18 protein-coding genes and 1 pseudogene are annotated in these 19,917 nt (G+C 44.0%); 6 read left to right on the top strand and 13 right to left on the bottom strand.

Annotated elements, in window-relative coordinates; translation table 11 throughout:
• A partial coding sequence (locus Q0241_RS01665; protein ID WP_299372057.1) for a BMP family ABC transporter substrate-binding protein occupies window positions 1-846 on the bottom strand: 846 nt, incomplete at its 3' end.
• 254 nt (window positions 847-1,100) lie between these two features.
• Here Q0241_RS01665 and Q0241_RS01660 point away from each other — a divergent pair.
• Window positions 1,101-1,829, top strand: a complete 729-nt coding sequence (locus Q0241_RS01660; RefSeq protein WP_299372054.1) for a protein phosphatase CheZ — start codon at window positions 1,101-1,103, stop codon at window positions 1,827-1,829.
• A 61-nt stretch (window positions 1,830-1,890) separates the two neighbouring features.
• Here Q0241_RS01660 and Q0241_RS01655 read toward each other — a convergent pair whose 3' ends face one another.
• From Q0241_RS01655 to metC, 5 genes and pseudogenes are all read right to left on the bottom strand, one after another.
• A complete protein-coding gene (locus tag Q0241_RS01655) occupies window positions 1,891-2,187 on the bottom strand; it encodes a PilZ domain-containing protein (RefSeq protein ID WP_299372051.1) in 297 nt (98 codons plus the stop codon).
• Window positions 2,188-2,256: 69 nt separating this feature from the next.
• Window positions 2,257-2,592, bottom strand: a pseudogene (locus Q0241_RS01650) (peptidylprolyl isomerase); the annotation flags it as partial.
• Between the two features lie 97 nt (window positions 2,593-2,689).
• Window positions 2,690-3,469, bottom strand: coding sequence for a hypothetical protein (locus tag Q0241_RS01645; protein WP_299372048.1), 780 nt, complete (start codon window positions 3,467-3,469; stop codon window positions 2,690-2,692).
• Window positions 3,470-3,665: 196 nt separating this feature from the next.
• Window positions 3,666-4,076, bottom strand: coding sequence for a phosphoribosyl-AMP cyclohydrolase (hisI, locus tag Q0241_RS01640; protein WP_299372046.1), 411 nt, complete (start codon window positions 4,074-4,076; stop codon window positions 3,666-3,668).
• Between the two features lie 11 nt (window positions 4,077-4,087).
• Window positions 4,088-5,269, bottom strand: coding sequence for a cystathionine beta-lyase (metC, locus tag Q0241_RS01635; protein ID WP_299372044.1), 1,182 nt, complete (start codon window positions 5,267-5,269; stop codon window positions 4,088-4,090).
• A gap of 494 nt (window positions 5,270-5,763) precedes the next feature.
• On the opposite strand from metC, the gene Q0241_RS01630 reads away from it, so the two are divergent.
• The 4 genes from Q0241_RS01630 (at window position 5,764) to Q0241_RS01615 (ending at window position 9,986) form a co-directional block, all read left to right on the top strand.
• Window positions 5,764-6,771 (top strand): amino acid ABC transporter substrate-binding protein, encoded by a 1,008-nt coding sequence (locus Q0241_RS01630; RefSeq protein WP_299372041.1) that lies wholly within the window; start codon window positions 5,764-5,766, stop codon window positions 6,769-6,771.
• A gap of 110 nt (window positions 6,772-6,881) precedes the next feature.
• Window positions 6,882-8,078, top strand: coding sequence for an amino acid ABC transporter permease (locus tag Q0241_RS01625; RefSeq protein WP_299372038.1), 1,197 nt, complete (start codon window positions 6,882-6,884; stop codon window positions 8,076-8,078).
• Between the two features lie 9 nt (window positions 8,079-8,087).
• A complete protein-coding gene (locus Q0241_RS01620; RefSeq protein WP_047763454.1) occupies window positions 8,088-9,197 on the top strand; it encodes an amino acid ABC transporter permease in 1,110 nt (369 codons plus the stop codon).
• Between the two features lie 15 nt (window positions 9,198-9,212).
• A complete protein-coding gene (locus tag Q0241_RS01615) occupies window positions 9,213-9,986 on the top strand; it encodes an amino acid ABC transporter ATP-binding protein (protein ID WP_299372030.1) in 774 nt (257 codons plus the stop codon).
• Window positions 9,987-10,228: 242 nt separating this feature from the next.
• On the opposite strand, the gene Q0241_RS01610 is transcribed toward Q0241_RS01615, so the two are convergent.
• Both Q0241_RS01610 and gltX read right to left on the bottom strand, forming a co-directional pair.
• Window positions 10,229-11,533: a citrate synthase gene (locus tag Q0241_RS01610; RefSeq protein WP_299372027.1), complete on the bottom strand. Its 1,305-nt coding sequence runs from the start codon at window positions 11,531-11,533 to the stop codon at window positions 10,229-10,231.
• Window positions 11,534-11,643: 110 nt separating this feature from the next.
• On the bottom strand, window positions 11,644-13,059 hold the full coding sequence (gltX, locus tag Q0241_RS01605; RefSeq protein WP_299372024.1) for a glutamate--tRNA ligase: 1,416 nt from the start codon (window positions 13,057-13,059) through the stop codon (window positions 11,644-11,646).
• 292 nt (window positions 13,060-13,351) lie between these two features.
• Between gltX and Q0241_RS01600 the strand changes: the two genes are divergently transcribed.
• Window positions 13,352-15,463, top strand: a complete 2,112-nt coding sequence (locus tag Q0241_RS01600) for a ComEC/Rec2 family competence protein (RefSeq protein ID WP_299372021.1) — start codon at window positions 13,352-13,354, stop codon at window positions 15,461-15,463.
• A gap of 40 nt (window positions 15,464-15,503) precedes the next feature.
• On the opposite strand, the gene lexA is transcribed toward Q0241_RS01600, so the two are convergent.
• The 5 genes from lexA to trpD all read right to left on the bottom strand — a co-directional run bounded on the left by lexA (window position 15,504) and on the right by trpD (window position 19,917).
• On the bottom strand, window positions 15,504-16,205 hold the full coding sequence (gene lexA, locus Q0241_RS01595) for a transcriptional repressor LexA (RefSeq protein WP_299372018.1): 702 nt from the start codon (window positions 16,203-16,205) through the stop codon (window positions 15,504-15,506).
• A gap of 113 nt (window positions 16,206-16,318) precedes the next feature.
• Window positions 16,319-17,512: a gephyrin-like molybdotransferase Glp gene (glp, locus tag Q0241_RS01590; protein WP_299372015.1), complete on the bottom strand. Its 1,194-nt coding sequence runs from the start codon at window positions 17,510-17,512 to the stop codon at window positions 16,319-16,321.
• On the bottom strand, window positions 17,512-17,997 hold the full coding sequence (moaC, locus tag Q0241_RS01585; RefSeq protein WP_299372012.1) for a cyclic pyranopterin monophosphate synthase MoaC: 486 nt from the start codon (window positions 17,995-17,997) through the stop codon (window positions 17,512-17,514). The genes glp and moaC overlap by 1 nt, the downstream gene beginning before the upstream one ends.
• Before the next feature lie 91 nt (window positions 17,998-18,088).
• Window positions 18,089-18,883, bottom strand: a complete 795-nt coding sequence (trpC, locus tag Q0241_RS01580; RefSeq protein WP_299372009.1) for an indole-3-glycerol phosphate synthase TrpC — start codon at window positions 18,881-18,883, stop codon at window positions 18,089-18,091.
• Complete coding sequence (gene trpD / locus Q0241_RS01575) at window positions 18,883-19,917, bottom strand: anthranilate phosphoribosyltransferase (protein WP_299372006.1); 1,035 nt, start codon at window positions 19,915-19,917, stop codon at window positions 18,883-18,885. The genes trpC and trpD overlap by 1 nt, the downstream gene beginning before the upstream one ends.

Here is a 19,917-nt window from a genome sequence, read left to right as displayed (position 1 = left end):
AAGGCCTAGCGCATGAAGACCTGGTTTCCAGGTGCCTTCCATTGCATCCTTGAATGCGTTATAGGCAGCAACATCTACACCTTTGGTCATGGAAGTTAGCATTGTTCCTGGCTGTATATGGTTTTGGTTTGAATCCACACCAATTGCGTATTTACCTGCATCTTTAGCTGCTTGGTAAACACCGATACCTGTTCCGCCAGCAGCGGCAAAGATCACATCAGCACCTTTATCAAACTGGCTTTTTGCAAGCTCGCTACCTTTACTTGGGTCGTTCCAAGCTGATGGTGTTGTACCCGTCATGTTGCTATAAACCTCGGCAGAATTAACCGCGTATTTAGCACCTTGAGCATAGCCACAGGCAAATTTACGAATAAGCGGAATATCCATGCCGCCAATAAAGCCAACTTTTTGGTTTTCGGATGCCATCGCAGCAAGAACACCAACAAGGAAAGATCCTTCATGTTCTTTAAAGACAACGGACTGTACATTTGGCAGGTCAACAACTGAATCGATTATTGTGAAACGAATATCTGGATATTCTTTGGCAACTTTTTCAATAGCGGGGCCTTGAGCAAAGCCAACACCAACGATTGGGTCCGCGCCACGTTGTGCCATTTTACGAATAGCCTGTTCACGTTGTGAAGGATTCGTAACTTCAAATTCACGATACTTAATGCCAGTTTCTTTTGAAAACTTTTCTACGCCGTTATAAACGCCTTCGTTGAAGGATTTATCGAATTTACCACCCATGTCAAAAACAACGGCTGGTTTTATGTCTTCTGCGTGTGAGGCTGCAGCCGTTAATGCAATAATTGACGCAGCAGCCGTCTGGAATAGCTTCTTCATTTGAGAGCCCAATCCCTGTTTATCAGTTATAAAAATCTTTTTTGCCTTAATCCGATATCTACTCGGACTCGGGTATGTATGGTGAGGCAAAAAGCTAATATGTTCAACTAATCCTTATTGTCAAAGATCAAAAATTTGTTCAACTGGTCAAAAAAAACTGAAATTTAATCGCTAAAATAACAACATATTCAATTTTCATTAATTTTGTTGGGGTATCGTCATCATCAAATACGGGGGATTTTTGGGAGTAAGAGATGAGTAATAACGATCCAAGAAAAGAATACGCTGCTGAACGAGGAGTTCGACTTCGTAGGGGATTGTCACCGAATGCCAATGTTTCAAACATGCAGTTGTTTGAATCTATTAATGAGCTGAGGTCCGAAATCGTTGCCTTGAAACAATCAAATGCAGCTGTTCGGCATACATCTGCTCAGCAAACCGATGCCGAGAAAAGCTTTAACGACGCGGAAGACGTTCGTGTCGAAATTGCACAAATGGTTCGGATGATTGGGAAGACGAAGAAAGAGATCGCCCAAATCAAACACCCTGATGATGTTGATGATCCCTTTGCCCAGTCAACCAATGAGCTTGATGCGATTGTTATGGCCACGGAAACAGCCACAAATAGCATTTTGGATGCGAATGAGCAGATCGAAGCAACCGTAAATGAACTTTCTGCATTAATGAGCGATGATTCGGATGTGCAAACGGCTTGTGACAAAATTGCTAATCATGTGATTACAATTCTTGAGGCTTCAAACTTTCAAGATGTTACAGGTCAACGAATGACGAAAATTATTAATACGCTTCGTTTTATTGAAGATCGTATTGTATCGATGATTAACATTTGGGGTGCCGAAGCGTTTATGGATCTGCCGGTTGGTGTCGAAGATGGTCGAGAAGGTGATGATCAGCTTATGAACGGTCCTGCAGCCGAAAACGAAGGCATTACACAAGATGACATCGATGCGTTATTTGATTAAATAATTACGTATCATAGTTGATGAAACAAAAAAGCGGGGAATGTTATTTTCCCCGCTTTTTTTATGAGTTGTCGAGATCTGTCGCGAGCTGGTTCAGGATATGTTCTGAGGAGCTGAATTGAATGACGAAACCATCTGCAAGATGTCGGATGGTTTTCCCTTCAAAGCGTCCAAATCCTTCAATATGTAGCTCGAGGGTTTTGCCGAGTTCGGGACGGGCTGGAGAATCTAAACATACTCCACCACCAGATATATCAAAACATTCAGTTTTTTCCCAATGCTCATTGATTTTTACCAATGCCAGGATTGATTTTTGATATCTCTTATGACGACGGCGGTCTGTCTTATCCGTATCCAAAGTCTGTCCCTTTGTTATTTATACAAATTTGATCAGCATAAATTTGAGCAGAATCTCGTTAACTTTGTCTTATTCGGTGCGTTGAATAAGGTGGTACCCAAAAGATGTTTCAACGACACCACTGGTTTCACCGACTTCCATTGAGAACGCGGATTCTTCAAATTCCGGAACCATCATTCCTTTGCCAAAGTGGCCGAGATCACCACCTTCATTACCTGATGGGCAGTCAGAATGTTCTTTTGCCAAATCAGCAAACGCAGTGCCGGCTTCGACCTGGGTTTTCAGATCCTGGATAAGAGTTTGAGCTTCTTCTTGTGAACGTGTTGCTGTAGAACGCATAGAGCCTTCGTACATAAGCAGGATGTGTGATGCACGAACTTGATCAGACATGGTGTTTCTCCGTAAAAGTGTTTATCCATAAAAAAACCGCACATTGTGCGGGGTAAGTTCCCCTTATACATAACGTGCGGTTCTAAATGAGCAATGTCTGATTTTACTTTTTTTATGTAATATTAAATTTTTGCAGGACGTCAGCAAGGTCGTCACCAAAGGTTGTTCCCCGACGAATTACACCGACATTCATTGGTAATTCCTGCATGTCTGGATGATCAGATGGCAAGCTTGTCAACACAGCGACGTGCGATTTTTTGGTCGATGGCATTGCCTTCAAGGCGCAAGCGAGATCAGCCCCACCAAGTCGTGGCATAACCATAGAGGTTATGACGAGATCCGGCTTTGTTTCCAGAATCATTGTGATTGCTTCCAGAGGTTCCGTTAGTGACGTAACACGATATCCGCATGCTGCGAGTTCACGAGCCACAACCTTGCCAGCAGTTTTTTGCGGGATCACAAGCAAAACTTCTGTGTTTGTAATTTCGATGTCTTCGACATTAAAAGTAATCTGGTGCGGCATAGAGCGCACAACTTCGGCAATGTTTTCTGCTGGTAAAGCTTCGCCGTCAAGCAACGCGGAAATCTTGTCACTATAGGTTTGAAGGTCTTGAATGTGTTTGGGTTCAAGATCTGTTAGGCCGGAAAGATATTCATCCAGCCTATGGGTTATGGCTGCTAAGCCCGGTATATTTACTGATTTTGCCTTAAATCTTAGGTTAGACGAATCTTGCGCTAAACGTTCAGCAGCAGTTTTCCCATCCAGTCCGCCTGTTCGAACTTGCTGAAGGTTGACTTCCAGACTGGATGCCACATCTCTTGCTTCATCCAACATTTCGCCTTCAGCGAGTTTATCTGCTTCTTCTTCGCTGATAACAGAACCCGAATTCATTTTCACACACCTAACATCTTTAATTAATATATTATGCCAAAGATAGAGTGAATGGGTTAATGCTCTGCTAATATTTCAGGTAGTTCGCTGGTTTTTTTGATTTTTTAGCGGTCTCGTATTTTCTGAGATATAAAAAATAAAAGCTGCTCATAATTGACCAGAGCAGCTTTTATTTATTCGTATTAATGATGATTTTTTATGAAGGCTTACCCTTGTAAAGATCTTTAGGATCTATCTCAATGTCCGAGGTTTCTTTGCAGTCGCCGTTTTCAGAAACTGAAAAATAAAAACAACTCCGGCGACCTGTATGGCACGCGACGCCGTGTTGTTTAACTTTTACCAATACGGTGTCTCGATCACAGTCGATAAGGAAATCAACGAGTTCTTGGTGCTGGCCAGATGTTTCGCCCTTTTTCCATAGCGCCTGACGTGATCTTGACCAGTAACAGACACGACCACTGGCGAAAGTTTCTTCGATAGATGCTTTATTCATCCAAGCCATCATGAGGACATCTTCCTTAACACTATCTTGGGCGATAGCAGGTATAAGGCCTTGGTCATTGAATTTGAGGCTGGATAGAAGGGTATCAAACTTAGTATTACTCATGAATGGGATTCCTAGGATGATAATTTTTCAAAGCCAGCCTCTAGATCCATGATGAGATCATCAGGGCTTTCTAAGCCGATATGCAGTCTTATTAACGGTCCGGCAGCAGACCACTTTGTTGCTGTGCGGATGGAGCTTGGATCACTTGGGAGAATAAGGCTTTCATACCCACCCCAACTATAACCAATTCCATAAAGGTTCAAGCTGTCAACCATCGCGTTGACGGCTGCCTTTGACGTTGGGTTGAGGATAAAGCCGAACAGGCCGCTTGCCCCTGTCATATCGCGCTTCCATATCTTGTGACCAGGATCGCTTTCAAGGGCAGGGTGAAGAACAGAAGAGACTTCTGGGCGCTTTGAGAGCCAGTTAGCCACAGTTAATCCGCTTTCATGGTGCTGTTTCAAGCGGACCGCCATTGTTCTTAAGCCGCGTTGGGCGAGGTAAACATCATCGGGGCCAGAGCATTGTCCTAAGTGAAAAGTGGTTTCTTTGATTTTTTGATAGAGCTCTTCTGTTGTAATAATCAGCCCTAACATGGCGTCTGAGTGCCCGACGATATACTTCGTACCAGCGTGCACAGAAATATCCACACCAAGTTCAAAGGATTTGCAAAGCAGGGGGGTCGCCCACGTATTATCCATGATCACCAAGACGCCTTTATTGTGCGCAGCTTTGGTGATCGCTGGGATATCCTGCATCTCAAATGTGTGCGAACCGGGTGATTCTGTGAAAACAAGGCGTGTGTTCGGGCGAATTAGCTGTTCAATATCTTTACCGATGAGCGGGTCGTAATAAGTTGTTTCTACGCCCATGCGTTTAAGAACGTCTTTGCAGAAAAAACGAGTGGGGGCGTAAACTGAATCTGTTACGAGAATGTGGTCGCCGGATTCTACAACACTCAGAATTGCTGTCGTAATGGCAGCAAGGCCGGAGGATACAGAAAAAGCACCATACCCACCTTCTAATTCAGCAATCGCATTTTCCAAGGCAAAGACTGTCGGTGTGCCCTGACGCCCATAATTCATTGTTCCTTTGTCGAACTTTGTCGCAGCCCTTTGTTCCATTTCTGCTGTGTCTTTAAAGAGAATGGTAGAGGCATGATACACAGGTGGGTTAACGACCCCAAAGTTTGCCATTGGATCCCGACCAAGTTGGGTAACTTTAGTTTCTGCGGCATATTTATTGTTCGACATTAGGATTTCTCTATTACCGTATTATGATGTTTATAGTGGACGTTATTTTGTGAATGGCAGCATCACGATAGAAGCAGACGATTGCAAGTAATTCTGTGAAGGCCGGAAAGGTGAGGTTTTGATGTGTAACAATTCAGAAGGATTCTTTTTTAAGAGGTTATACGCCGTTTTAAGGATAAAAAATCAAAAAAAAAGACAAATTAACCATGTTTGAAATCTGTATGTACAAATTTTTTGCAGAAAACGAAGAAAGTTTGAAAAAGTAATGTGTGTCTAATTTGTTGATTTATAAGATTTTTTTCAATAGCAAGGAAAATTGTCCCCTAACAAAGTAAAAAATGCTGTTTTCTGAGAGGCTTAGATAGGTTACTGGTTATACATGTTTATTGCGTTGATGAACAATTTGTATGCCGATGAAAAATTAATCGGGATGTCCTGTTTGCGGCGTCTTAAACAAACAATAAACGTGTTAAACAGCAGGGAAGACACAAAAAATGAAATTCGGAAAAGTCCTGTTTGCGGCCGCAGCGGCCACAGCAATGACAACAGCAGCTCAGGCTGGTACTCTTGACGATATTAAAGCTCGCGGCGAGCTTAATTGTGGTGTCGCAACACCTCTACCTGGTTTTGCTGCTCCTAACGCAGAAAACGTTTGGGAAGGTCTTGACGTTGATGTATGTCGCGCAGTTGCAGCAGCTGTATTGGGCGACCCAATGAAAGTGAAAATCACTCCCACGACTTCTAAAGAGCGTTTCACCGTTCTTCAGTCTGGTGAGATTGATCTGCTTGCGCGTAACACCACGTGGACACTTTCCCGTGATGTTAACCTTGGTTTTGAGTTTGTAGGCGTTAACTACTACGATGGTCAAGGTTTCCTCGTAAACAAATCACTCGGTGTTTCCAGCGCGACTGAGCTAGACGGTGCTTCTGTTTGTGTTCAGACTGGTACAACAACTGAGCTTAACCTGGCTGACTATTTCCGTGCTCAAGGCATGAAATACGAAACAGTTCCAGTTGCAACTGCCGAAGAAGGCGGGAAAGTATATGACGAAGGTCGTTGTGACGTTTACACAACAGATGCTTCCGGTCTGTATTCTCTTCGCTCCACACTTTCCGCTCCTGATGAGCAGATTGTTCTTCCAGAAATCATTTCCAAAGAGCCATTAGGTCCTCTCGTACGTCACGGCGACCAACAGTGGGGTGATATTGCCCGCTGGACTCTTAACGCGATGATCATTGCTGAAGAACTTGGTGTGACCTCTGAGAACATTGACGAGATGGCTTCTTCTACAAACCCATCTGTTCTTCGTCTTATTGGTGCTGAAGGCAACATGGGCGAGCAGCTTGGTCTGGACGCTAAATGGGCATACAACGTAGTTAAAAACGTTGGTAACTATGGTGAGTCTTTCAAAAGAAACCTTACTGATACTCTGAACATCGAGCGCGGTATCAACGCTCAATGGAAAGATGGTGGTCTTCTTTACGCTCCTCCAATGCGCTAAGTCGAGACATTAAAGCCTGATTTAACTTTGCGTGGGGCTGCCAGAATTGGTGGCCCTACCTTAGCTAAACAGGCTTTAATTTTAATAAAAATAAGCATTTAGGAGGCAGTATGTCGGCTGAAACTGCACAAAATGCCCGTGGGTCGGGTGGAGCATCGCTCTTTTCGGATCAGCGGTTTAGATCGCTTTTCTTTCAGGCTCTTGTAATAGGCCTGCTAGGCGCATTCCTCGTATTCATCGTTTATAACACAGCGCATAATATTGAAAAACGCGGTATTCAAACCGGTTTTGCTTTTCTTGATGCTGCCGCTGGATACGATATCGCCATTTCTCCCTTTATGGAATATACAGCAACTCATACACATGGACGGGTATTCCTTGTTGGGTTGTTCAATACACTTCTGGTTTCCTTCTTAGGAATTATTGCAGCAACATTTTTAGGTGTTTTCCTGGGTGTTTTGCGTCTATCACCAAACTGGTTGGTGAGTAGAATTGTTTATTGTTATGTCGAATTTACTCGTAACGTTCCTCTGTTGCTGCAAATTCTTCTCTGGTATGCGATTTTCCTCGCTTTGCCTTCCGTAAAGCAAAGTATTACAATGTTTAATGATATTATAATCTTGAACAAACGTGGTCTTGTTTTACCAGAACCGCTACCTGGTGATGGGTTTATGCTTGTGCCCATCGCATTGGTTGTTGCGATTGTTGCGAGCATCTTTTTTGCGCGTTGGGCAAAGAAAACTCAGGCCGCTACTGGTAAGATATATCCTGTATTTATGACAAATACAGCGATGATTATCGGCTTGCCACTTCTTGCTTTTGCTGTGACGGGGTTTCCTCTTGATTTTGCATATGCTGAATTAAAAGGCTTTAACTTCAAAGGTGGTGTGGTTATCAAGCCTGAATTCACTGCTCTTTGGTTCGCGCTAAGTCTTTATACAGCAGCCTTTATCTCTGAAACCGTTCGTGCGGGAATTCAATCTGTTTCTCACGGACAAACAGAGGCATCTGAGGCATTGGGCTTACGTCCAAGTTGGACAATGCGCCTGATTATTCTGCCCCAGGCTCTTCGGGTGATTATTCCTCCGATGACCAGTCAATATCTTAACTTGACCAAAAACTCATCACTTGCGGTTGCCATTGGGTACCCGGATATTGTGCAGTCTTTTGGCGGTGTGACATTGAACCAGACAGGGCAGGCGATTGAAGTGATCTTTATTACCATGCTCGTATATCTGACAATTAGCTTGCTAATTTCAGCATTTATGAACTGGTATAATAACCGCGTTAGTTTGGTAGAAAGGTAGGAGGGGCAGATGAGTGTAACTGAACAACAATATGCTCCTGGTGAGCATCCTGATCTTCCTCCGCCTTTGGGCGAAGCCGGATTAATTGCATGGTTTAAGAAGAGATTATTTTCAAGTGTTGGTAATACAATTCTAACACTGGTTGCTGTCTTTTTTCTTTACCATGTTTTATCTGCAATAATTTTCTGGACCTTAACGGGGGCAACCTTTACGGGGGAAACGAAAGCAGATTGTGATTTAGGTGGCGCGTGCTGGCTTGTGATTGGAGATCGTTTCCATCAATTTATGTATGGGCTTTATCCAACTGATCAATATTGGCGGCCAAACCTTACCTTTATCTTGATGGTTGTTGCCATTGTTCCGGTATTATTTGATAACATACCGCATCGTGGGAAGTTTCTTCTGTTCTCAGCAATATTTCCTTTTATTGCTTTTTACCTCCTGAGTGGTGGTTGGGGACTGGAAACTGTTGATACTGATGAATGGGGTGGGTTGTTACTAACCCTTGTCTTGGGGGTTACTGGTATTGTTGCCTCTTTGCCAATTGGTATTGTGTTGGCGCTTGGGCGTCGATCCAATATGCCGATTGTTAGGACACTGTGTGTTTGCTTTATCGAGTTTATTCGCGGTGTACCTTTGATCACCATTCTTTTCATGGCGTCGAATATGTTGCCATTGTTCCTGCCTGAGGGCGTGAACTTTGACAAGTTACTTCGTGCTTTGATCGGTGTTGCCTTGTTCTCTTCCGCTTATATGGCAGAGGTCATTCGTGGCGGTCTTCAGGCTATTCCGAAAGGTCAGTATGAAGGTGCAGATGCTATGGGGCTAAGCTATTGGCAATCCATGCGTTTAATCATTCTTCCACAGGCACTTCGCATTGTTATTCCAGGAATTGTGAACACATTTATAGGTCTGTACAAAGATACAACACTTGTTTCAATTATCGGTTTGTTTGATTTGATCGGTATTGGTCTGGTGGCTGTTGCAGATGTTAAGTGGCGTGGTTTGGCACCGGAAACGTATGCCTTTATTGCGCTGTTGTTCTTCATATCCTGTTTTGCAATGTCGCGTTACAGCCTATGGCTTGAAAATAAACTTCACACTGGTCATAAAAGATAAGGAGCCCGTGGTATTATGAGTAATGCAAGTACCAATACCTCGAAAAAAACAGATGAGGTGGCTATCCAGCTGAACGGTGTTCACAAATGGTATGGCCAGTTTCATGTGTTGAAAGATATCAATCTGAACGTTCAACGGGGGGAGCGGATCGTTATCTGTGGTCCTTCCGGTTCAGGTAAATCCACATTGATTCGATGCATCAACCGCTTGGAAGAGCATCAGCAGGGCGATATTATCGTTGATAATATTGAACTGACAGGAAATCTCAAAAACATTGATGCGATCCGTCGTGAAGTTGGTATGTGCTTCCAGCACTTTAACCTCTTTCCGCATCTAAGTGTTCTTGAAAACTGTACTCTTGCGCCTATTTGGGTCCGCAAGATGCCGAAGAAAGAAGCCGAAGAAATTGCAATGCACTATCTGGAACGTGTTAAAATTCCAGATCAGGCAAGTAAATTCCCTGGACAGCTTTCTGGTGGTCAGCAGCAACGTGTTGCTATTGCACGTTCTCTTTGTATGAACCCACGCATCATGTTGTTTGATGAGCCAACATCGGCTCTTGATCCTGAGATGATTGCTGAGGTTCTTGATACAATGATTGAGCTTGCTGAAACAGGCATGACAATGCTTTGCGTAACCCACGAAATGGGATTTGCACGTAAAGTTGCGGATAGAGTTATCTTTATGGATGGCGGTGAGATTATTGAGCAAAATGAACCAGAAGAGTTCTTTAATAATCCTCAATCGGAGAGAACACAGAAATTCCTGAGCCAAATTTTGGCACATTAATAATTTCTGTTTTCTCAGGAAAAGCGGCCTCAGATTTGGGGCCGCTTTTTTTATGTCGTAATTTTTTTGTGTGATGTGATTGGGGTTGTTGAAGATTGACCTCAGATTTTTCTTTTCTGACAACAGATCAATAAAGAAAAGGTCCTAAAAATAGAGATGAAAAAACCAGCTGTGAAACACAGCTGGTTTTTTTATTGTAACTATCTAGATGCTTTGACAGTTGTAATGTCGCGTTATGAAGCTTAACGCTTTTCTACAGGGATAAAATCACGTTCATCAGAACCAAGATAAAGCTGACGAGGTCTGCTGATTTTATGGCTTGGATCTTCGATCATTTCTTTCCACTGCGCGACCCACCCAACGGTTCTTGCCAAGGCAAAGAGAACTGTAAACATAGATGTTGGGAAGTTCATCGCTCGGAGAATAATACCTGAATAGAAATCAACATTCGGGAATAGTTTTTTCTCGGCGAAATACGGATCAGAAACCGCAACTTTTTCAAGTTCCATTGCAAGTTCAAGAAGCGGATCGTTGATACCGAGCTCTTCAAGGACTTCATGACAGGATTCACGCATCACAGATGCACGTGGATCGTAATTTTTATAAACACGGTGACCAAAGCCCATCAGACGGAATGGATCATTTTTGTCTTTTGCCCGTTCGATGAATTTTGGAATATTGTCTTTATGCCCAATTTGTTGAAGCATGTTGAGAACAGCTTCGTTTGCCCCGCCGTGAGCAGGTCCCCAAAGAGATGCAATGCCAGCCGCAATGCAAGCGAATGGATTTGCACCACTTGAGCCTGCGATACGTACTGTGGAGGTTGATGCATTTTGTTCGTGATCTGCATGTAGAATGAAAATGCGATCCATTGCACGAACAAGCGCGGGGCTTGCCTTGTATTCCTCACATGGAACAGAAAAAGTCATGTGAAGGAAGTTTTCGGCATAGCTAAGATCGTTCTTTGGATAGACGAAGGGCTGACCGATAGAATATTTATAGGCATAAGCAGCAATTGTTGGCATCTTCGCAATAAGACGATGTGATGCTATCAAACGCTGTTGTGGGTCGCGAATATCAGTTGAATCATGATAAAACGCAGAAAGAGCCCCTACAACACCAACCATAATTGACATCGGATGCGAATCACGGCGGAAACCGCGGTAGAAATTCAGCATCTGTTCATGGAGCATTGTGTGGTAGGTGATTTGATTTTTGAACTCGTCAGATTCTGCTTTCGTCGGTAGTTCACCATTCAGCAGAAGATAACATGTTTCCATGTAGTCACTTCCAGAGGCTAAATCTTCAATAGAATATCCTCTGTGGCGCAATATCCCCTTGTCACCGTCAATGTAGGTAATAGAGGAATCACAACTACCCGTTGAAGTGAACCCTGGATCATATGTAAAACAACCAGATTCGCTGTAAAGTTTCCTAACATCGATAACATTTGGTCCACAAGTTCCCTGAAGGATCGGCATATCCCAACTGTGTCCGGTGCGGTTGTCCGTAACGGTAACGCTATTTTTGTTGTCGGTATCTGACATATTTGGAACCTCTGCTCTTTGTTATTATTCTGGTTTGTTGCGCAGCAGCATAATACTTTTGCTACTTAAGATCAAATTGTGCGCTGCAATATTTTTAATTATTTATAACCTCAAATTTGATCTGTAATTCGGTTGAGTGATTCGTCTTTTCCCAATATCTCCATGACTTCAAATATTCCCGGAGATACATTGGAACCACTTAGTGCAGCGCGTAAAGGCTGGGCAATTTTTCCGAGTTTTAACTCAGCCTCTTCGGCAAAGCCTTTTACCGTAGCTTCCAAGGGTTCTTCTTCCCAAGTTGGAAGGTTCTGAAGAATTGGTAGCAGGTTGCTTAAATTCTCTTTGCCTTCAACTGATAAAAGTTTCTTGGCTTTATCGTTTAGTTGCAAGGGACGACTTTTAACGTAAAAGCCAGCACTTTCGGCGAGATCGATAATCGTTTTTGCGCGTTCTTTCAGGCCAGACATTCCTTTGACAAGAACAGCTTTCTGGTCTGCAGATATAACAATCTCTTCTTTTGCGGAAATGAGAGGAGAGATAATATCAGCGAGATAGCTATCATCCGCATTACGGATATAGATGCCATTCAGGTTTTCAAGCTTTGCAAAGTCAAAGCGAGAAGGTGATTTACCTACGCCATCAATATCAAACCATTTAATTGCTTGTTCGGTAGAAATGACTTCTTCGTCGCCGTGCCCCCAACCTAAACGTAATAAGTAGTTGCGTAGGGCTTCTGGCAGATACCCCATTTCATCGCGATAGGCCTCAACACCCAAAGCACCATGTCGCTTTGATAGTTTAGCCCCATCTGCGCCGTGGATAAGAGGTATGTGAGCAAAGTATGGGAGTTCCCACCCCATTGCTTTAAACAGCTGTGCCTGTCTGAAAGCGTTTGTCAGGTGATCATCGCCACGTATAATGTGCGTGATCCCCATATCGTAATCATCAACGACGACAGATAGCATGTAAGTTGGTGTACCATCTGCTCTTAGCAATACCATATCATCAAGTTGGCTGTTGGCGACTGTAACGTCACCTTGGACTAGATCCTTGATAAGGGTTTCGCCTTCTTGTGGCATTTTCAGGCGTACGACTGGTTTAACGCCTTCAGGTGCTTCAGATGCAGGGCGATCACGCCAGCGGCCATCATACTTCATTGGACGACCTTCGGCACGTGCGGTTTCACGCATTTCAGTCAGCTCTTCAGGGCTGCAATAACAATGATAGGCTTTGCCTTCTGACAAAAGCTGTTGAGCGACCTGCTGGTGTCGTTCAGCGCGAGAAAACTGGTATGTAATCTCATCGTCATGGTTAAGCCCCAGCCAGTTCAGACCGTCTATTATGGCCTCGATTGCTTCCGGAGTTGAACGCTTGCGATCAGTATCTTCGATACGCAACAAATATTTTCCGCCATGATGTTTGGCGAAGAGCCAGTTAAAGAGCGCTGTGCGTGCGCCTCCAATATGAAGAAATCCAGTAGGTGAAGGTGCAAAACGGGTCACGACCTGTTTCGTGGAATGGCTCATGAAGATCTTCCGATAATCCAGAGGTTTTGGGTGCTAGTCTTAGTGAGGGTTATCCGGTGTTTGCGAAGTTCTGTTAAACTTTCGACCTGGATAACAAAGACTGGGTTTCGCCGAGGTTTAACACATTGTTGCCTATCTCGCAAATAGGCAGGTTTAATTTGTATAACTTTAGTATACCGCTGATGAGTTATTCATGCACAAAAATAAAGACATATCATAATTGGTTTGAGTTGAAGAAATATGATGTTTTTCCCTTTTATTGTAATACACTGGGGAGAGGGGGATAATTTTCGTGCTGTCAGAGTTGTTTGCCAAAGAGCAGGGGGCGTTTGCCAATTGGTTACCTGTTTTTATTGGGACAGGAATTGGTCTTTATTTCTCGCTGCCTTTTGAGCCAAGTTTACTGTTATCTCTCATTATTTTTCTGATTTTGTTGAGCGCGATAGCTGCCCTGTTTTATATTTTTCCTACTCCCGATAGGAATAATGCCAAAGGCGCAATTTATTTACTGACCAGATATATTTTAATTGCTGCCTCCCTCGTTTTATTGGGGCTTGTTGCTGCAACCTATCGGACTGATCGAATAGCTGCGCCGATAATTGAGCGGCAATTCGGTCCCAGTTACTTCGAAGGGCGGGTTGTTCAGATAGAGCCAAGCTCCCCAGGGCAGAGGTACTTGTTGGATAATCTATCGGGAAAAGCTTTCAAATGGCTCAGTACGCCTCATACCATACGATTAAAGTCAAATCTTCTTCAGGAAGATATCCATATCGGAATGCGTGTGAGGGGTTTGGCCGTTATCCAGCCTCCGGCACGACCCAGTATCCCCGGTGGATTTAATTATGCAAGATATGCTTATTATCAACAGATAGGTGCGGTTGGTTATATTCTTGGCAAGGCAGAGATACTCGAAGAGCGAAGTATGAAGGAAAGTCCGCATTTCCTTGAATACCTGAGTATGGTGATAGCAGAAACTCGTAATTCAATTGTCCGAGATGTGGGGAAATATATAGAAGGTGATCAAAGGGATCTTGTTGTAACTTTTCTAACGGGGCAAAAAAGAGGACTCTCTAAGGTAACAAAAGAAGAAATTCGTAATGCGGGGCTAGCTCACTTATTGGCAATTTCCGGATTACATATGGGGTTGATGGCCGGGATTGTTTTCTTTGTCATTCGCTTTGTCTTAGCTTTATTTCCAAGTCTTGCATTAAATTATCCCATCAAAAAGATCGCGGCGGTCGCTGCAATCGTTTTCTGTTTCTTTTATTTGTTACTCATTAATCATCCTCTGTCAGCCCAACGTGCTTTTATTATGATAGCAGTAAGTTTGGGCGCTGTGGTGTTCGATCGTAAAGCCCTTTCCATCAGAACGGTTTCCGTCGCGGCGTTGTTCTTGCTTCTGATTTACCCTGAAGTTTTGATCTCAGCCAGTTTTCAGATGTCGTTTTCTGCGGTTCTGGCGCTTGTCGCTTTTTTCGAGAGGTATTCTCATAAAAATGTTGAACAGCATTTTGTGGGAAAAATGCTAAATGGGATAAAACTTACTTGTTATTGTTCCCTTGTAGCCTCGATCGCGACGGCACCTTTTGTTCTCTATCATTTTCATAGCCTGCCTTTATACGGAATTCTTGCTAATTTGGTGGCCGTTCCCTTCACGGCTTTCATCCTCATGCCATTGGTTTTGATATGTTATGTGTCGTTTCCTTTGGGATTGGAAGGATGGGCAATTCAATTGCTAGGGCATGCTTTTGAATTTTTATTATGGATTTCCCGTGCCATTTCTCAAATTCCTTATGGAGAATGGAGGTTAAGTGCTTTTCCAGTCCTTGCATTGGTTATTGTAACATTAGGTGGCATTTGGCTTTGTCTTTTTAAAACTAGACTTAGGTGGTTCGGGATCATTCCTGTCGTATTTTTTGTTATTTTTATCAATATGTTTTCTTCTGATCCTGATATCTTAGTTGACCCCAAAGGACAATTAATAGGTATTGCTATCAATGATACGCTTTATCTCAACAACACGAGACGGTCGAGGTTTGTCGCTCGGATCTGGAAACAGGACCTTGCCCTAAAAAGCGTTAAGCCTTGGGAAGAGCTACCTCGTACCTATTTGAAATGTGACGAAGAAGCTTGCCGCATAAGATTAAAAGGTGTGAAAATCTCTTTTGTAAAGAACGGTACAGCTTTTCTGGAGGAGTGTAATCAGGGGCAACTACTTGTGGTGCCTGGGCTGAAAATTCCACGATGGTGTCGGGAAAATGGCGCAGACCATAGTTCCCTTTCTTTGGATAAATGGGGCTTGAGGAAGGGTGGAGTGCATAGCATATCAATTATGCAGGGCACCCCGAACATACAAAAGGTTAATAAAATTACCGGTGATCGCCCTTGGAGTAGAAGTGAATAGTTTTTAATTTAAAGTATTGAGAACGTCGAATAATATACTGTTAATGATATGTTCTTAGTAGGCCAACAAGCTTGCCTTGTACTTGAACTCTGTCAGATTCATAGGTTTTAGTTTCATAGGCAGCATTAGCTGGTTCTAGTTCTATTTTGCCACTTTGGCGTCTGACATGCTTAAGAGTTGCTTCTGCATTATCAACAAAAGCCACACCTATTTGACCATTTTCTATGGTATCGCATCTTTTGATCAAAACAGTATCACCATCAAGAATGCCTGCTTCGATCATTGAATCCCCCTCAACTGTCAGGGCATAGTGATCGCCACCGTTTAGAAGGTTCAAAGGAACGTCAACGTAATTATCGGGATCATTTAGTGCTTCAATCGGTGTACCTGCTGCAATTTTCCCATAAAGAGGGAGCTGTACAGTGTCTTCGGATGATTGATTGGCCGCTTCGATGTTTTCATTAAGCAGGCGATTGTTTTGCTGTTTTAGGGCATTAAATTCCTGAGCTTGCGGAACAGGCCCTAAATCTTCTGGTAGTCTCAGAATTTCAACTGCTCGCGCTCTGTGCGCAAGCCGTCGAATAAAGCCTCGTTCTTCCAGGGCTGTTATTAGGCGGTGAATGCCTGATTTTGATTTTAATGCCAGTGCGTCCTTCATTTCATCGAATGAAGGCGAAACACCTGTTCGAGATAAGTGATCCCGAATGTAAAGCAATAGCTCACGTTGTTTCTTGGTCAGCATTAAAATTCCCCCGAAATACAGAACTGGATTTCTGTAGAACAAAACAAAAACATAACATTTGTTCTACTTTGGTTCTCGTTTCAGGTCAAGCTGTTTTGCGTCTTTTCTTACCGTTAAAGCCGAATTATCTCTACTTCTGTACCTTTGGCTACAGGCGAAGCGAAGGGGGCGCGAATCACAAGGCAGTCAGCCTTGCGAAGTAGGTTTAACATCGCGCTGTCCTGCCGCTCAAAAGGCGTGGCTTGTAGTTGTCCTGATGAGTTTGTTGATAACTTTGCTCTTAAATAATCCTGACGCTTATCATTTTCACCCAAATCTTGAGTGAGTATAGCTTTTTCTACCTGTAAGTTATCAGGGTCTCTACCTGTCATTTTCCACAGGGCCGGGCGGGCAAAAATGTAAGCGCATACAAGTGTTGAAACCGGGTTTCCGGGAAGACCGATCATCGGTGTTTTCCCGAGCTTACCAAAGATAAGAGGCTTTCCCGGGCGCATGGCAATGCGCCAAAAATCAATTTCCAAACCTTGTTCACCAAGTACGGAACGAACAAGATCGTGATCGCCAACAGAGGCCCCACCTGTTGTTAACAAAAGATCAGCGCCTTCTGCTCCCTTGGCCATCGCTGAAAGAGCTTCTTTGTCATCAGGGGCAATACCAAGCGATATAGGTTCACCGCCGCATTCTCTAACAAATGACATAAGAGCGGTTGTGTTCGAGCTGATGATTTGATTGGGGCCGGGTGTTACGCCGGGCAGGACAACTTCATTTCCAGTTGCCAGTATTGCAACTTTAGGCTTCCGATATACCTCTAGCCAGGGGTGGTTCATGGCTGCTGCAAGTGCGAGGTCTCGTGCCGAAAGTAGCGTACCTTTTTCAAGGCCGATTTGCCCCTCGCTAAAGTCCAGTCCAGCGGGGCGAATGAAGCGACCAGGTTCTTCGCTTTGTTTAACAGTTACCTCTTCATCGTCATGATCGGTGTTTTCCTGAATAACAATACAATCAGCCCCAAGTGGGACGGGGCCACCAGTAAAGATACGAACTGCTTCGCCGTCTTGGAGTTGAGCCTCGTAGCTTCCACCAGCCGGGGCTTCGCCCCTGATTTTAAGTGTTACAGGAACAGATTGAATGTCAGAGGATTTAACGGCAAAACCATCCATGGCAGAAACATCTGTCGGAGGTTGTGTTAATCTGGCCTTGATATCTTTTGCGAGAACCCGTCCCAAGCCATCGTGAAGGGAAACAGTTTCGGGGGACAGTTTTGTAAATCCTGCGAGTACCCGTTTTAAAGCTTCTTCAACCAGTATCATTATTTTGCCTCGTAGGTGCCTGATTTACCACCCGTTTTTTTGATAAGTCTGATGTCTGTAATTTTTATGCCCTTATCAACTGCTTTGCACATATCGTAGATAGTCAAAGAGGCAATTGATACAGCGGTCAGTGCTTCCATCTCGACGCCAGTCTGTCCCGTTAACTTACACGTTCCAATAACTTCAATCGCGTTATTGTCTGGGTCCAGAGTGAAATCTACCTTCACTGAGGTTAGCATCAGAGGGTGACATAGGGGGATGAGGTCAGGGGTTTTTTTTGCCCCCATGATACCGGCAAGACGTGCGATGGCGAGAACGTCACCCTTTTTGAAGCCGCCTTGTTGGATAAGTTGCATTGTTTCAGGTTGAACCAATACCCGCCCTTTGGCTGTTGCTGTTCTAGTGGTCTCGGTTTTATCCGAAACATCAACCATGACAGCTTTACCCTCTTGATCGAAGTGAGTGAGTTCGTTTCCTGATGACATCTCTTTATCCAACTTTAGTCTGCGATTTCAGTCATTTTATAGTTTTGCTAATTTATTGATCGCATAACAGTTTCCGGGGAATTAGCGGAGCCTATTGCTTTAGAAGGTTAATGGTGGCTGCCGTAACATCTTCCTGACGCATTAATGATTCCCCAATTAAAAAGGTTGTCGCGCCAATTGCTTGCATCCGTTTTAAATCTGTTGGGTTATATAAACCGCTTTCAGCAACAAGAAGTTTGTCCTGCGGAACCATTTTAGACAGTTCTTCTGTGGTTGCTATATCAACCTCAAGTGTTTTCAGGTTTCTGTTATTCACCCCAAGAAGAGGTGACTTTAGTGTATTTAACGCTCTGGTCAGTTCTTCTGCATTATGAACCTCTACCAGCACGTCCATTCCAAGGTCAAAAGCAAGGTTTTCAAGTTCGCTTGCCTGTTGATCCTCTAATGCTGCCATAATCAGGAGTATGCAATCTGCGCCAAGTGCGCGGGATTCAAAAATCTGGTAGGGTTCAAGCATGAAATCCTTGCGCAGAGCCGGAAGGTCGACAGCGGCACGTGCGTCGAGCAAATATTGATCGGCACCTTGAAAGTAAGGTTCATCCGTTAGGACTGAAAGGCATGTTGCACCACCAGCTTTGTATGCTTTAGCCAATGATGCGGGGTCGAAGTCTGCTCGAATGAGGCCTTTGCTTGGCGATGCTTTTTTGATTTCACTGATCAGGCCATACTTGCCTTGTTCGTATTTGGTTTTCAGAGCTTGGTAAAATCCGCGCGGAGTATCTTGGGATGCGGCTTTAGCTTCCAACTCAGAAAGAGAGGTTTTTTGTTTTCTGTCTCGTACAAATTCGAGTTTATCATCACAAATGCGTTTTAGAACATCACTCACTAAGTTGTTTCCTTGTTTGTATATGAAGCCAAACCGTCAAGCTTTGCGAGGGCGGCACCGCTATCAATTGACTTTGCTGCCATTGCAGCGCCTTCTTTGAGGTCATTCGTCATCCCTGCAACGATTAATGCCCCGGCTGAGTTCAAGACTACAGCATCACGATAAGCATTCTTGGTTCCGCTGAGCATTTCCCGCATTGCAGCGGCATTAAAGGCTGCATCGCCACCAATAATCTCTTCTATGGGGGATCTTTCCAACCCGGCCATTTCAGGGATTATCTCAAAGTTTTTGATTTGTCCTTGATCCAGCTCAGAAATATAACTGAGGCCGGAAATTGATAGTTCATCAAGCCCTTCAGCGCCATGCACAACCCAAGCCTTTTCGTGTCCTATGGCCTGTAATACCTGTGCTATCGGTTCTACCCATTCTCGTCCGAAAACACCTGTGATTTGGCGAGTTACCTTTCCGGGGTTGGAGAGGGGACCCAGAAGGTTGAAGATTGTCCGGGTGCCAAGTTCTGCCCGTGTTGGGCCAACGTGGCGCATGGCAGAGTGATATAAAGGGGCCGCGAGAAAAGAGGTTCCATTTTCTGCCAAAGCTTTTTCAACGGCATCAACACTTGCTTCAAGACCAATACCCAGCGCCCCCAAAACATCGGAAGCGCCACTTTTTGATGAAGCGGCTCTGTTACCATGTTTTGCGACTATGGCACCCGCGCCCGCAACAACAAAAGCTGTTGCTGTTGAAACGTTAAGCGTGCCTTTTGCATCACCGCCTGTACCACAGACATCAATGGCACCTTTTGGTGTTTTGATGGTCAGCATCTTACTGCGCATAGAGCGCGCCGCGCCCGTTATTTCATCAACAGTCTCACCTTTGACTCGCAAGCTCATCAATAACCCGGCAACCTGTGCGGAAGTGGCTTCACCTGTCATTAGCAGATCAAAGGCAGATTCCGATTGCTGGGCAGTTAGATTGTTGCCGTCAGCCACGTAGGCGATAAATGATTTTATGTCGCTTAGTTCCCCTGACAT

This window comes from uncultured Kiloniella sp. (genome assembly GCF_937128705.1).
GTDB lineage: Bacteria > Pseudomonadota > Alphaproteobacteria > Kiloniellales > Kiloniellaceae > Kiloniella.
This window is presented reverse-complemented; position numbering and strand designations above follow the sequence as displayed.

Coding starts and splice junctions, on each gene's coding strand:
- Q0241_RS01620 (WP_047763454.1), top strand. CDS start 8,088: ATGAGTGTAACTGAACAACAATATGCTCCTGGTGAGCATCCTGATCTT.
- Q0241_RS01615 (WP_299372030.1), top strand. CDS start 9,213: ATGAGTAATGCAAGTACCAATACCTCGAAAAAAACAGATGAGGTGGCT.
- trpD (WP_299372006.1), bottom strand. CDS start 19,917: ATGTCAGGGGAACTAAGCGACATAAAATCATTTATCGCCTACGTGGCT.
- Q0241_RS01645 (WP_299372048.1), bottom strand. CDS start 3,469: ATGAATTCGGGTTCTGTTATCAGCGAAGAAGAAGCAGATAAACTCGCT.
- Q0241_RS01630 (WP_299372041.1), top strand. CDS start 5,764: ATGAAATTCGGAAAAGTCCTGTTTGCGGCCGCAGCGGCCACAGCAATG.
- lexA (WP_299372018.1), bottom strand. CDS start 16,205: ATGCTGACCAAGAAACAACGTGAGCTATTGCTTTACATTCGGGATCAC.
- hisI (WP_299372046.1), bottom strand. CDS start 4,076: ATGAGTAATACTAAGTTTGATACCCTTCTATCCAGCCTCAAATTCAAT.
- Q0241_RS01610 (WP_299372027.1), bottom strand. CDS start 11,533: ATGTCAGATACCGACAACAAAAATAGCGTTACCGTTACGGACAACCGC.
- Q0241_RS01660 (WP_299372054.1), top strand. CDS start 1,101: ATGAGTAATAACGATCCAAGAAAAGAATACGCTGCTGAACGAGGAGTT.
- moaC (WP_299372012.1), bottom strand. CDS start 17,997: ATGTCATCAGGAAACGAACTCACTCACTTCGATCAAGAGGGTAAAGCT.
- Q0241_RS01625 (WP_299372038.1), top strand. CDS start 6,882: ATGTCGGCTGAAACTGCACAAAATGCCCGTGGGTCGGGTGGAGCATCG.
- metC (WP_299372044.1), bottom strand. CDS start 5,269: ATGTCGAACAATAAATATGCCGCAGAAACTAAAGTTACCCAACTTGGT.
- gltX (WP_299372024.1), bottom strand. CDS start 13,059: ATGAGCCATTCCACGAAACAGGTCGTGACCCGTTTTGCACCTTCACCT.
- glp (WP_299372015.1), bottom strand. CDS start 17,512: ATGATACTGGTTGAAGAAGCTTTAAAACGGGTACTCGCAGGATTTACA.